A 13,695-nucleotide genomic window follows, 5' to 3' on the forward strand; every position below is an offset into this window, starting at 1 on the left:
TAATTAGCAGTCAACAGCAGACTGGTGCAGTATTTGTTGATTATTACTGTGATAAATCAGTACGTTTTTAACCGCTTTCACTACCGCGCGAGGAGTAATGGTTGCGCCTGTAAAAGCATCAAATTGTCCACCATCTTTTTTAACTGCCCAGCGAGGGTCTTTTTCTTCTAACAATTTCTGTTGGTCAAATTGATAAATCCAATCGGATTTTCGAGTTTCAACTTTATCGCCTAAGCCCGGTGTTTCGTTGTGTTGTACTACGCGTACACCACTTACCGAACCATCCTCATTGACTCCTACCAATAGACGAATTGCGCCACTGTAACCGTCTGGCGCAGTCGTTTGATAAACAAATGCTTGAACTTGGCCATCAACACTAATTAAACGAATAGTTTGTGCTTTGTCGCTGCCTAAAAACTGTTGGTTAGTTTCCTGGTAACAACGTTGTTGATAATCATTACCGGCTAACTCTGGAGATAATACTTCGTTTGTTGACCTAAGCAGTTGCTTGGCAACTTGTACTTCAATGCGTGGGGCAGTGAAGTAATTAACAATGACTACCAGTAAGGTGCAACCGAATGCGAACAAGGCTAACATGCCGGCGTTTTTAGTCATCGAATAGCGCTTACTGCTCATTGTTGCTTCCTTCACCGTAACCATACACTCTCGGTTTAGTAAAATGATCGATCATTGGCACTGCCATGTTACTCAATAGTACTGCAAACGCCACCGCGTCTGGGTAACCACCGTAATTACGAATGACAAATACAAGTAAGGCAACCAAGCTACCGTATATAATCCGGCCCTTGTTGCTGGTCGCGGCACTCACGGGATCGGTGAGAATAAAGAACGCACCTATCATGGTTGCGCCAGAAAACAACTGCAATAAAGTGGGGATAGAGTGGTCTGGGTTAATAGAGCTAGACAGTAAGCTAAGCGCGAGTAAGGTGCCCAAAAAGGCTAGGGGAATGTGCCAACGGATCACCTTCAAATAAACTAAGGCGATGCCACCGACTAAGTATGCCGCGTTTATCCATTGCCAACCGATACCGGCGAATTGTCCAAATACTTCATTATTAGCGATCTCAGTAGAGGTAAACCCTAGCGTTAGTTGCGTTTTCATCTCATCTAAGGGGGTAGCAATGGTGTGGCCATCAATACTGGCTATTTGTTTGATGCTAAATCCATCTACAGTATATCCATTGAAGATGAGGGATAGCCCGTCTGCCATCGTTAAGGTTTCATGTAATAAACTTTGCGGTGGCATCCAGCTTGTCATCGTGACAGGGAAAGAGACCAGCAGCAAAACATATGCAGCCATTGCAGGGTTAAATATGTTGTGGCCTAAGCCACCGTACAAGTGTTTAACCACTAATATAGCAAAACTAGCGCCAATAACGGTAATCCACCAAGGTGCATAAGCTGGAAGAGCAAGGCCGATTAATATTCCCGTTACTAAAGCGCTATTATCACTGAGGGTTGAAAAAACAGAACGCTTGCGCAGCACCATCACTAAGGATTCACTGACAAGGGCAACAGTACTAGCAAGTAATACTTGTACCAGTGTACCCATACCAAAATGTAAGCTTTGAACGAATAAACCGGGCAGTAAACACAGCATTACCCAAAACATTAAAGTCTTGGTCTTCAGTGGCTTTCTAACAAACGGAGAGCTTTGCAGTTTAGTTGTTGTCATTAGATTCATTCTCTTCGCGTTGTTTCTGTTCAGCTATTTTTTTTGCTTTAGCCCTCGCCACAGCGGCAGCCACTGCAGGATTAACCTTTTTAGGTTTATCAGCTCTGACTTGCGGATTCTCGTCTTTACTGATTTCTGTATCGTCAGGGCTTTCACTGCTAGCCGCAGCGGCCTTCTTGGCCTTCGCGCGAGCGATAGCAGCGGCAACCGCTGGATTAGCCGATGATTTTACAGGCTCTTCAGGTTCAGCATTGGTTGCTTCTTCAGTTGTTACTTGTTGTTCACTTGCAAGTTTCTTCGCTTTTGCACGAGCGATAGCTGCAGCAACCGCTGGGTTTGCCGAAGATTTTACTGGCTCTTCAGGTTTAGCTTTGTTTGCTTCCTCGGTAGATACTTGTTGCTCACTAGCTAGCTTTTTGGCTTTGGCGCGAGCGATAGCAGCGGCAACCGCTGGATTAGCCGATGATTTTACAGGCTCTTCAGGTTCAGCATTGTTTGCTTCTTCAGTTGTTACTTGTTGTTCACTCGCAAGCTTTTTAGCCTTCGCTCTTGCAATCGCGGCAGCGACAGCCGGATTAGCACTTGTCTTAGTATCTGAGTGAGTTGTTGAATCTAGTTCATCGGACGTAGTCGATTCTTTTTTTGCTTTTGCTTTTGCTCTCGCAATGGCTGCAGCAACCGCTGGATTGCTTGTGGCTTTGGCTGATGAGCTCTCTTGTTGCTTGCGTTTTTGCGCTTTGCGTGCTTCGCGCTGCGCTATTGCGGCTTGGTTATCGGGTACCCATTCGCCGGTGTCGGTTTGTTTCGCCGTTGGCGCCTCCGATTTGGCTTTTTTCACTCTTGCTAACGCTGCAGCTACAGGATCAGGCTTGTCATCAGCTTGAGTTTGAGTCTGTGCTTGCCTGCGCAGTGCAGCTTGCTGATGTTTGGCTTTACGTTCGAGTTTATCGTTTTCCAAACGTGCTTGTCTGGCGTCAAAGCGAAGCTTTGCAACATCAGCTTCTTTTTGAGCAATGTCTTCAGCTTTTATCTTTGCTTTCGCTGTGCGGTAGTGTTGCACCAGTGAAATTTCGCTCGGACATACAAACGCGCAAGCCCCGCATTCAATACAATCCATAATATTAAAATCGCGGGCTTTATTTAACTCATCACCTTGGGCAAACCAATAAAGTTGTTGTGGCAATAGTCCCATTGGGCAAGCTTGTGCGCATTCGCCACAACGAATACAAGGCGACTCTTTCTGGGCCGCTTGCGGGTGATTAACGATTAAACAGTTGGTTGTTTTTACAATGGGGGCTTGATTACTCGGCAACATAAAGCCCATCATAGAGCCACCCATTATCGTAGGGGTTTCACTAGCTGCTTGCAGTTTATTCGCAATTACATCTTCCACTCGTGTACCAACCGGCACCCAGTAGTTGCTAGGGGTCGCAACTAAATCTCCTGCCAGGGTTACGATACGAGAGATAAGTGGTTCACCATGGGTTACCGCTCTGTGTATAGCATAAGCAGTACCTACATTTTGTACCAACATACCCAAATCTATAGGCAGTTGTTTAGCGCCAACTTCTTTACCGGTTAATACCTGAATTAACTGCTTTTCACCGCCTGAAGGGTATTTCGTCGGAATACTACGTATGCTAATGGAGTCGTTAGTATTCTCTTTAAGTGCATTAATCGCCTCGGGTTTATCGTCTTCTACTGCAACAATGGTAATTGCTGGCTGTAATACTTTTTGTAGTAGGGCAACACCTTCAATTATTTCAGCTGCGTAGTTGCGCATTAGGCAATCATCTGCAGATATATAGGGCTCACATTCGGCGCCGTTGATAATCAGTACATCTAAGGCTTTATGTGGAGTGATTTTTAATGCAGTAGGAAAGCCCGCTCCTCCCATGCCTGATATACCGCTTTGATGCACTCGCTGGCAGATATTCTCAGTGGTCAATTGCTCACCTTCTAAGGCGGCAGGTAACACTACGTCTTGTTGGGTTTTGTCTACCTTAATGACCACGCTTAACTCAGGTATTGCTGAGGCATGTGCAGTTATACGCGGTTCTATGGCAATCACTTCACCAGAACAAGAGGCGTGCACCGGTGGTGCTTGGAAAAATTGTGACTCTGTTAGCGCTTGAGCTCGCAGTACCTTATCACCCACCTTAACTAACAATTTTCCAGCGCTGCCAATATGCTGTTGAACGGGGATACTAATGACCTCGGGGTTATCGATAGTTTCCGGCTTATCGCAGTTAATATTTTGTTTATTGGTGCTGGGATGCACGCCACCTTTATAGTTCCAGGTGAAACCTTGTTTAATTTTTTCTAGCCAAGCAACCATCTATTTACTTTCCTCGATGATTGCTACGTCAATCTGATTCAATTTCCAATCCCAGTTTTTGGTGGTAGTGGGTACAGGGCGCATTTCAATACAATCGGTTGGGCAGGGTGCTACACAAAGCTCGCAACCAGTGCATTCTTTGCTAATAACGGTATGCATGTGTTTATTCGCGCCCATAATTGCGTCAACTGGGCACGCTTGAATGCACTTAGTACAACCAATACAAGCATCTTCTACGATAAAAGCGACTTTTTTGCGGTCATCTTCTTTAACGGCGGCTTCATCTAAAGGGATCGCTTCAACACCAAGCAAATCGGCAATCTTTACTACTGTTTCATCACCACCCGGCGGGCACTTATTGATTGCTTCACCGTTGGCAATGGCTTCTGCATAGGGGCGACAGCCTGGATGGCCGCATTGTCCACACTGAGTTTGCGGGAGCAAGGCTTCTACTTGGTCGGCAATTGGGTTGCCTTCCACTTTATATTTTATTGCGGCATAACCCAGTATTGCTCCAAACACGAGAGCTAATAATGTAATGGCGATGAGTGCTTCTAACATTCTGATTTACTACTTAATTAATCCGGTGAATCCAACAAAAGCTAACGACATTAAACCTGCGGTGATCATGGCGATTGCAGCACCTTTAAATGGCACTGGAATATCGGCAACCACTAGGCGCTCTCGCATCGCTGAAAACAATATGAGAACTAATGAGAAACCTGCAGCAGCGCCAAACCCGTAAATAATTGACTCAAACAAATCGTGTTGTTCGTTAATATTTAACAGTGCTACCCCTAATACTGCGCAGTTAGACGTAATCAATGGTAAGTAGATACCCAATACGCGGTGCAGAGCGGGACTGGCTTTTTGAACGAACATCTCGGTAAATTGCACTACAACAGCAATTACCAAAATAAAACTCATGGTGCGCAAATACACTATATCTAGTGGTGCAAGAATATATTGCTCCACTAAATAAGAACACATAGAGGCCAAGGTGAGTACAAAAGTGGTTGCTAAGGCCATGCCTATTGCAGTTTCCACTTTACTGGATACACCCATAAATGGGCATAAGCCCAAAAATTTAACGAGTACAAAATTATTAACCAGCACGGTGCTAATCAATAACAACAAATATTCAGTCATTTAAGTAAGATGCAGCGAAACGAGCCGCTATTATCCTTGTTTGCGTGCCGTATAACAACCGTGAGTTCACTGTGGGAAAGGGCACAAAATATTGCTGTGATTAGTGGGTCATTTTTGTGCAAACAAATTGTCTTTCTTAGCTTCAATTGATCTTGATCATTGGTATTTGCTTTATGAATAAAATTACTCGACTACTATATCTAGTGGGTACTAAAATCCTTCACCACTAGATATGGAAAACCATCCTGTTTAACGCTTTTTGTACGCAGAACTCTCTGCAAAGCCTTTAACAACGTGGCTTCCAAACAATTTTATAGAATGAGTGAGCTAAATTGGAGCGTAAATCGTGAAAACAGTCGTGATAAAACGAGACGGAAGCCGTGTACCTTACGACGCGAAGCGAATTGTAGATGCCGTACTGAAAGCTGCTGAAGCTTTAGGTGTAAAGGATAACCTCGTAGCACTACAAATTACTCAGCAGGTCACTGAGCAGTTTTTGAATCAATCAGAAGTTGATATTAACGATATCCAATCGTCGGTAGAAAACTTCTTGATGGAAAGCGACAACAAAACACTGGCTCGTGCTTATATTGAATATCGCCATGATAGAGACGTTGCTCGCGATAAGCGTAGCGTGCTAAATAGCGAAATCAGAGGTCTGGTTGAGCAAAGCAATGCGGCACTGTTAAACGAAAACGCCAATAAAGACAGTAAAGTTATTCCTACTCAGCGTGACTTGTTAGCAGGTATTGTTGCTAAGCATTACGCAAAAACGCATTTACTTCCACGTGATGTTGTTAAAGCCCATGAAGCTGGCGAAATCCATTTTCACGATTTAGATTACGCACCGTTCTTCCCAATGTTTAACTGTATGTTGATTGACCTTGAAGGGATGTTAACCGGTGGTTTTAAAATGGGTAATGCCGAGATAGAAACGCCTAAGTCGATTTCTACGGCGACTGCAGTTACGGCACAAATTATTGCCCAAGTGGCTAGCCATATTTACGGCGGAACCACGATTAACCGGATCGATGAAATTTTATCGCCCTATGTGCTTAAAAGCCATGAGAAACATTTAGCTACCGCTCAACAGTGGCAAATAGCAGACGCCGAAGCTTACGCTAAAGCACAAACTGAGAAAGAGTGTCACGACGCTTTTCAGTCACTTGAGTACGAAGTAAACACCTTGCATACCGCAAATGGTCAAACTCCGTTTGTTACTTTTGGATTTGGTTTGGGTTCTTGTTGGGCCTCTCGCCTTATTCAGCGCTCAATTTTAGAGAACCGCATTGCAGGTTTGGGCAAAAATGCCAAAACAGCAGTGTTCCCTAAACTAGTGTTTGCAATTAAAGATGGCCTAAATCATAAGAAGTCTGACCCAAGTTACGACATTAAGCAGTTAGCTTTAGAGTGTGCGTCGAAACGCATGTACCCAGATATTCTTAACTATGAAAAAGTAGTAGAGGTCACTGGTTCATTTAAAACCCCAATGGGTTGTCGTAGCTTTTTAGGTCACTACCAAGAAGATGGTAAAGACATCCATGATGGCCGCAATAACTTAGGGGTGGTTAGCTTAAACTTACCGCGTATCGCTATTGAAGCTAAAGGTGATGAGCAACGCTTCTTTGAATTATTGGAGCAACGTTTAAGCGTGGCAAAAATGGGCCTAGATACTCGTATAGACCGTTTAAAAGGCGTAAAAGCCAAGGTTGCTCCAATCTTGTACATGGAAGGCGCTTGTGGTGTTCGGCTGAACGCCGAAGATGATGTATCTAAGATCTTTGAAAACGGTCGTGCGTCAATTTCTTTGGGTTACATTGGTTTACACGAAACAGTAAACGCGCTCTATGACAACAAAGACCACGTGTACGACAATAAGCAACTTCAACAAAAAGCCCTTGGTATTGTTACTGCGCTTAAGCAAGCTACTCTTCGCTGGGAAAAAGAAAGCGGCTATGCATTTAGTTTGTACAGCACCCCAAGTGAAAACTTGTGTGATCGCTTCTGTCGCTTAGACGCTAGAAAGTTTGGTGTGATTGCAGACGTTACTGATAAAGGCTATTACACCAACAGCTTCCATCTAGATGTAGAGAAAAAGGTTAATCCGTTCGACAAGATTGATTTCGAATTACCTTACCCGTCGGTCACTAGTGGTGGTTTTATTTGTTATGGCGAATACCCAAACATGCAACACAACACTGAAGCTTTGGAAGACGTATGGGATTACAGCTACAGTCGAGTACCTTATTACGGCACCAATACACCAATAGATGAATGTTACGAGTGTGACTTTACTGGCGAGTTTAACTGCACAAGCAAAGGTTTCGAATGTCCTTCGTGCGGCAACACTGAAGCTAGCAAGGTATCGGTGACTCGACGAGTATGTGGTTATTTAGGTAGCCCAGATGCGCGCCCGTTTAACTACGGTAAGCAAGAAGAAGTTAAACGACGAGTAAAACATCTATAAATGAACTACTTAAGCTATCATCCTATTGATGTAGTTAATGGACAAGGTACTCGTTGTACCTTGTTTGTTGCCGGCTGCGAGCACCAGTGCCGCGGTTGTTACAATCAAAAGTCATGGAGTTGTGATTCAGGCCATCAGTTCACTTCCGAATTAGAACAACAAATTATCGATGACCTAAACGACACGCGGATTAAACGAAAAGGCCTAAGCCTTAGCGGTGGAGATCCCCTTCACCCGAAAAACGTCGAAGCCGTTCATCGTTTAGTTCAACGTGTTAAACAGGAATGCAGTGATAAAGATATATGGCTGTGGACAGGGTATTTATTAAGCGATCTTGATGAACAGCAGCAAGCGGTAGTTAAGTTAGTCGATACCCTAATTGATGGCAAGTTTGAACAGACACTTGCCGAGCCAAAGTTGCAATGGCGCGGTAGTAGTAACCAAATTATCTACCAACAACCACTGCGTTAATTAACTTATTAGCTCAGGACGAGCAATTAAGTAACCCTGCAAGCTGTCTACATACATAGATTCTAGCAATTGTTTTTGCTCAAGTGTTTCAACACCTTGAGCAATTACTTGGCATCCTAGCCGATGTGATACTTCTACTAACATAGTAACAAACTGCTGGTTAGCCTTATCGGTTTCAAGTTGCTGAACCAAATCGCTGCTAATTTTCACATAATTAGGTTTAAGCTCTTTAAACAGCTTAAATGAGCCAATACCATTACCAAAATCTGCAATCGCTGTGTGGCAGCTATTGCGTCGTAATACCTCAAATAACTTCTTAGCATTGGTTAAGTGCATGTCTAGCAATTCTTCTTCTATTTCAAACACCACACGAGACTTCAGGTTAGGGTAGGTGAGTAGCTCCTGAGTTAGCCAACCACAAAACTCTGGGTCGGTTAAAATTAGCTTACTTAGGTTAATTCCCCAGCGATACTCGGCATTCTGGCTAGAAATCGTTTTCAAAATATAGCGTAAAGTGACTTTTTCTAACTCAACAATCACTCCTAAACGTTGTGCCATTACCAAGGTAGTTTCTGTTGGCAGCTGTTGCTGTTTTTCAGACAAGAAACGTATAAATACTTCATGATAAGCAGGCATGGTTCTGTGAAGCGATTGAATAGCCTGAGAGGCTAAGCGGAAGTTAGCGTGATTGATGAGCCTACTAATGGTGGTGTGCCATTGAAGTTCGCTACTTTCCAATGTTTCATTGTCTTCTAAAACGATTTCCCAGCCGTTGGGTGAAAGGCTTTGAGCAATAGCTAATGCAGCGTCGGTACGGGCTATAATGCGTTCTATGGTATCACCTTGTTTTAGTTCGGTAACTCCGGTGTAAGCGGCGCTTTGCATTTGTTTGTTGCTACTGTAATCGCTTAACGAAGATTTCAGCGCTAGCGCTATTTGGCTTACTCGGCTGGCGGCAAAGTTAGGGATGATAAGGGCAAATTCAGCGCCCAACAACCGATAGAGTAGGCTGCTTGAATAATCTTTGCGGTTTAAATCAATAATACGCGCTATTTCTTTAATGTAGTCGTCGCCGGCCTGATGTCCTCGAGACTTATTGATTTCTTCCAGCTGTGAGGCTCTCACTAAAAACAACACGGTGTTTTTAGACTCTGACTGCAGCATCTCCTGCATTTTTTGGCGGAAAGAATGGCGATTAAACATGCCCGTTAACGGGTCTAAAGCGACTTGTTTTTCAAGTTGTTTAATCGCGTGCTTTTGTTGGCGAATTTGCTGAGTGAACTGTTGCTTCTGATCCTTAATTAATTCGCCCACCGAGCCTAATACGGGCTTTTCATCCACGAGGCGGTCAGCGTTAACCAGTTTCTTAAGTTTGCTCTTAACTCGAGATATTGCGCGCAGATACAATAAACTCGTGAGGAAATAGCCCATAAAACATAGCGCTGCAATAGTAAGGTACAGTTTTAAGTAACCATCGCTAACAAATTCAAAAGAAGGCTTAAAATTCACGCTAAATTTGTCTACCGCTAAAGTCTGCATAGCCGTTTTACTTGGTTCGGCTAAATCTACCAGCCAGTGCTGAGCAGAGCCCACTGTTGCCAAGGTGTTGTCTACGGCTAACTGAGTAGAAATAAAGCTGAGGTTATGCTGTTCGCGTAACCCAGATAGATAGTCCTGGTTGAGCTGGCTTACTTTTGTTAGTTGCAAGGCGAGTAGGGTATTTATCTGTTGGTTTTCACGCGCAAGATCCAACTTGAAAAGTTGTACGTGTACACCCACTAAGGAAATCCATAACGCAATAAACAAAAAAGCATTTACAACAAAGAATGTTCTAAGGCCTTTCATATCCTACCTGTATAATTATTCAGCGATCACAATAATGATACATGCAAACATTAGACTTATCTATCAGATGCTTAGCATTAGGTAATATAATTTTAAAGTGTGTAAAAACGTTAGCGTGAAGTAGGAGGGAAAATAATTAGAAATGTGGCTCCCCAAGTTGGGCTTGAACCAACGACACATGGATTAACAGTCCACCGCTCTACCAACTGAGCTATTGGGGAATCGCTTTGCTTAAGTGCGGGGCGCATAGTAATAATTGCCCCTATAAGTGTCAACTAATTCTACGTCAAAAATGACATTTTCTGTTTGTTTGCTCAACTTACATCCAGTTGTTGCAAACAACAGATCGAAAGTTGCTCAGCTGGTATAAATAATGCGCAGATAATTAAATCTCATAAAAAACCATTTCCTTATAGCCAGGCGATGTTGAACAGATTTTATACACAAAGCCGAAAAGCCTTTGTTAGTGCTATCTACAGATAGTTATCCACTGATTTTGTGGATAACTGTGTGCATGAAATAGTTACTATCAGCGCTAGCCCAGCAGTTACGGTGAGTTGAAGCAAATTTGATCTATATCTGTTTTTACTTATTCGATATAAATATCAATGCCTTAGTGATTTATTGGCACAAAAGCTCAAAATTTAACCGCAATATAAAGTTGTTGCTTTTACAAAATATTTGATGTGCATTACTTTTCATTACAGTCATCTTACTGTGCACAATTTAGCTGAATATACTGAGTAAAAGCATAATGCAATATTCTCTGCTGGAGTTAGCTTAAATTGGCTGAAAAGGTAATACGGTTAGTAAAATCAAAGCAGTTTTGCGTAGAATAGACAAACTTAGCCTCAGAACAGTTCATCGGTAGTTACATAATGAAAAAACCTTTCGACTTAGTGTCTGATTACACACCCGCAGGGGATCAGCCTAAGGCAATCAGTAGTTTAAATGAAGGCCTAGAAGATGGCCTCGCTCACCAAACATTATTAGGGGTTACGGGCTCGGGTAAAACCTTTACTGTGGCAAATGTGATTGCTACCCAAAACCGCCCCACGATTATATTGGCGCCCAATAAAACCTTGGCTGCACAGCTATACGGCGAGATGAAAGAGTTCTTTCCTAATAATGCAGTTGAGTTTTTCGTTTCTTATTACGACTATTACCAACCAGAAGCGTACGTACCTACTACCGATACATTTATTGAAAAAGATGCGTCGGTAAACTCACATATTGAGCAAATGCGCTTATCTGCCACCAAAGCACTACTAGAGAGACGCGACGTAGTCTTAGTGGCGTCTGTGTCAGCAATATACGGCTTAGGTGACCCACAGTCGTATTTGCAGATGATGCTTCATTTAAGCGTTGGCGACATGATCGATCAACGAGCCATTTTGCGGCGCTTGGCTGAATTACAATATTCTAGAAATGATGCGGCTTTTCAGCGTTCTACTTTTCGGGTTAGGGGAGATGTGATTGATGTCTTTCCAGCAGAATCCGATAAAAACGCTGTACGCATAGAATTATTCGACGGCGAAGTAGAGCGCTTAAGCAGCTTTGACCCGCTAACCGGCGCCGAAGAAGAAGTGATGGTGCGGGTGACTATATTTCCTAAAACTCACTACGTTACCCCTAGAGAAACCATTCTAAATGCCATTTCGTTTATTAAAGAAGAGCTAAATGAGCGCAAGAAGCAGCTACTTGATGCCAATAAACTTATAGAAGAGCAACGGATCTCGCAACGTACATTGTTTGATATTGAAATGATGAACGAGCTGGGTTATTGCTCAGGTATCGAAAACTACTCTCGATATCTATCGTCGCGCGCGCCTGGCGAGCCACCACCAACCTTACTTGATTACTTGCCGGCTGATGGCATGTTAATAATCGATGAGTCTCACGTTACTGTTCCGCAAATTGGCGCTATGTACAAAGGGGACCGATCTCGTAAAGAGAACCTAGTGAACTATGGTTTCCGTTTGCCTTCTGCCTTGGATAATAGGCCCCTAAAGTTTGAAGAGTTTGAACAAATAGCCCCACAGACTATTTTTGTATCGGCGACACCGAGCAACTATGAGTTAGAGAAAACCAATCAAGAATTTGTGGAGCAAGTGGTTAGGCCGACTGGATTGCTTGATCCTGAGATAGAAGTAAGACCTGTTAATACCCAAGTTGATGATTTGTTGTCTGAAATTCGTATTAGAACTGCGATAGACGAACGAGTACTGGTGACAACGTTAACCAAACGCATGGCGGAAGATTTAAGTGAATACCTAACCGAGCACCAAGTAAAGGTACGTTATCTGCATTCTGATATCGATACTGTAGAGCGAGTGGAGATCATTCGTGATTTACGAATGGGTGTGTTTGACGTGTTGGTCGGTATTAACTTATTGCGAGAAGGTTTGGACATGCCAGAAGTCTCTTTGGTTGCCATTCTAGATGCTGATAAAGAAGGGTTCTTACGCTCTGAACGTTCACTGATTCAAACGATAGGCCGTGCTGCACGTCATCCACAAGGTAAAGCGATTCTTTACGGTGATAAAGTCACTGGCTCCATGGGGAAAGCAATCAGCGAAACCAAACGCCGTCGCGAAATTCAGCATCAATATAACGTAGACAACGGCATTGTACCGAAAAAGCTAAACAAAAAAGTAGTGGATATTAGTAACTTTGGTAAGAGTAAGGTCTTACAAGCTGCTGAGCCTAAAGCTAAATACGCGGCACTTACTCCTGAGGTTATGCTTAAAAATATTGCTCAATTAGAGAAGCAAATGATCCACCATGCTAAAGAGCTGGAATTTGAGCAAGCTGCGGCGGTGCGTGATGAGATAACCGAAATGCAGGAACAATTAGTAAAAATGAGTTAACTAAAACTAAGACAAAAAAAAGCCGCTGATAACAGCGGCTTTTTTAGCTAAAAACTATCTTAGTTTGCTGCAGTAATAATTGCACCAAACTCTTCAGCCATTAGAGAAGCACCGCCAACTAGCGCGCCATCAATGTCAGCTTGAGAGAAAAGTTCTTTAGCTGTAGCCGCTTTAACGCTACCGCCGTAAAGGATTTGAACTTTCTCAGCCACTGTAGCGCTTTGGGCTGCTAACCAGCTACGGATGTGAGCGTGAATAGCTTGAGCTTGCTCAGAAGTAGCAGATTTACCAGTACCAATTGCCCATACAGGTTCGTATGCGATAACGGCGTTTTCTAGGGACTCAACACCACAAAGGTCGATAACAGCTTTAAGTTGAGTTTCAACTACCGCTTGAGTTTTGCCTGCTTCGTTCTCTTCAAGAGTTTCGCCGATACATAGTACAGGTACTAACTGGTTTTCTTGAATAGCTTTAAATTTAGCGGCAACTACAGCGTCTGTTTCGTTGTGGTACTGACGACGCTCACTGTGGCCTACTAAGCTGTAAGTACAGCCAAACTCTTTCAACATAACTGGAGAGTTTTCGCCAGTAAATGCACCAGAAGTGTTTACGCTTGCATCTTGTGCACCGTAAGCGATTGGAGCATCGCCTACTAACGCTTCAACTTGACCTAAGAAAACAACAGGTGGGCAAATTGCAGCTTGTACATTTGTTGCTGCTTTAGCAGGTGCGATTAAGCCATTTACTAATGCGGTAACAGAATCTTTAGTACCGTTTAGTTTCCAGTTACCCATTACTAGAGGTGTTCTCATTGTGCTTCTCTCCTTTAAATAAATTGGCTCGATTATAGTGAATAAAT

The 13,695-nt window shown here is 43.2% G+C and carries 10 protein-coding genes and 1 tRNA gene; 3 read left to right on the forward strand and 8 right to left on the reverse strand.

Annotation, left to right across the window (positions count from 1 at the left end; genetic code table 11):
- Window positions 1-3: 3 nt before the first annotated feature.
- From rsxG to rsxA, 5 genes are read right to left on the reverse strand one after another with little or no spacing between them, the layout of a single operon-like run.
- On the reverse strand, window positions 4-636 hold the full coding sequence (rsxG, locus tag FFR00_RS09365; RefSeq protein WP_137673137.1) for an electron transport complex subunit RsxG: 633 nt from the start codon (window positions 634-636) through the stop codon (window positions 4-6).
- Window positions 626-1,696: an electron transport complex subunit RsxD gene (gene rsxD, locus FFR00_RS09370; RefSeq protein WP_137673138.1), complete on the reverse strand. Its 1,071-nt coding sequence runs from the start codon at window positions 1,694-1,696 to the stop codon at window positions 626-628. The genes rsxG and rsxD overlap by 11 nt, the downstream gene beginning before the upstream one ends.
- On the reverse strand, window positions 1,683-4,034 hold the full coding sequence (rsxC, locus tag FFR00_RS09375) for an electron transport complex subunit RsxC (RefSeq protein ID WP_137673139.1): 2,352 nt from the start codon (window positions 4,032-4,034) through the stop codon (window positions 1,683-1,685). The genes rsxD and rsxC overlap by 14 nt, the downstream gene beginning before the upstream one ends.
- Complete coding sequence (gene rsxB, locus FFR00_RS09380; protein WP_137673140.1) at window positions 4,035-4,595, reverse strand: electron transport complex subunit RsxB; 561 nt, start codon at window positions 4,593-4,595, stop codon at window positions 4,035-4,037.
- 9 nt (window positions 4,596-4,604) lie between these two features.
- On the reverse strand, window positions 4,605-5,183 hold the full coding sequence (rsxA, locus tag FFR00_RS09385) for an electron transport complex subunit RsxA (RefSeq protein ID WP_137673141.1): 579 nt from the start codon (window positions 5,181-5,183) through the stop codon (window positions 4,605-4,607).
- A gap of 346 nt (window positions 5,184-5,529) precedes the next feature.
- Here rsxA and nrdD point away from each other — a divergent pair, with 346 nt between their 5' ends.
- Together nrdD and nrdG are read left to right on the forward strand one after the other, a co-directional pair.
- The gene (nrdD, locus tag FFR00_RS09390; protein WP_137673142.1) at window positions 5,530-7,650 is read left to right on the forward strand and encodes an anaerobic ribonucleoside-triphosphate reductase; all 2,121 of its coding nucleotides are present in this window, start codon (window positions 5,530-5,532) and stop codon (window positions 7,648-7,650) included.
- Window positions 7,651-8,121, forward strand: coding sequence for an anaerobic ribonucleoside-triphosphate reductase-activating protein (gene nrdG / locus FFR00_RS09395; protein ID WP_137673143.1), 471 nt, complete (start codon window positions 7,651-7,653; stop codon window positions 8,119-8,121).
- Here the strand turns inward: nrdG and FFR00_RS09400 are convergent, their stop codons facing one another.
- Together FFR00_RS09400 and FFR00_RS09405 are read right to left on the reverse strand one after the other, a co-directional pair.
- Window positions 8,122-9,966: an EAL domain-containing protein gene (locus tag FFR00_RS09400; protein ID WP_137673144.1), complete on the reverse strand. Its 1,845-nt coding sequence runs from the start codon at window positions 9,964-9,966 to the stop codon at window positions 8,122-8,124. It abuts the gene before it with no gap.
- Between the two features lie 145 nt (window positions 9,967-10,111).
- A tRNA-Asn gene (locus tag FFR00_RS09405) sits at window positions 10,112-10,187 on the reverse strand.
- A 657-nt stretch (window positions 10,188-10,844) separates the two neighbouring features.
- Between FFR00_RS09405 and uvrB the strand changes: the two genes are divergently transcribed.
- Window positions 10,845-12,836: an excinuclease ABC subunit UvrB gene (gene uvrB / locus FFR00_RS09410; protein WP_137673145.1), complete on the forward strand. Its 1,992-nt coding sequence runs from the start codon at window positions 10,845-10,847 to the stop codon at window positions 12,834-12,836.
- Between the two features lie 59 nt (window positions 12,837-12,895).
- Here uvrB and tpiA read toward each other — a convergent pair whose 3' ends face one another.
- On the reverse strand, window positions 12,896-13,648 hold the full coding sequence (gene tpiA / locus FFR00_RS09415) for a triose-phosphate isomerase (RefSeq protein ID WP_137673146.1): 753 nt from the start codon (window positions 13,646-13,648) through the stop codon (window positions 12,896-12,898).
- Window positions 13,649-13,695 lie beyond the last annotated feature (47 nt).

The organism is Agarivorans sp. Toyoura001 (genome assembly GCF_005405585.1).
Lineage (GTDB): Bacteria > Pseudomonadota > Gammaproteobacteria > Enterobacterales > Celerinatantimonadaceae > Agarivorans.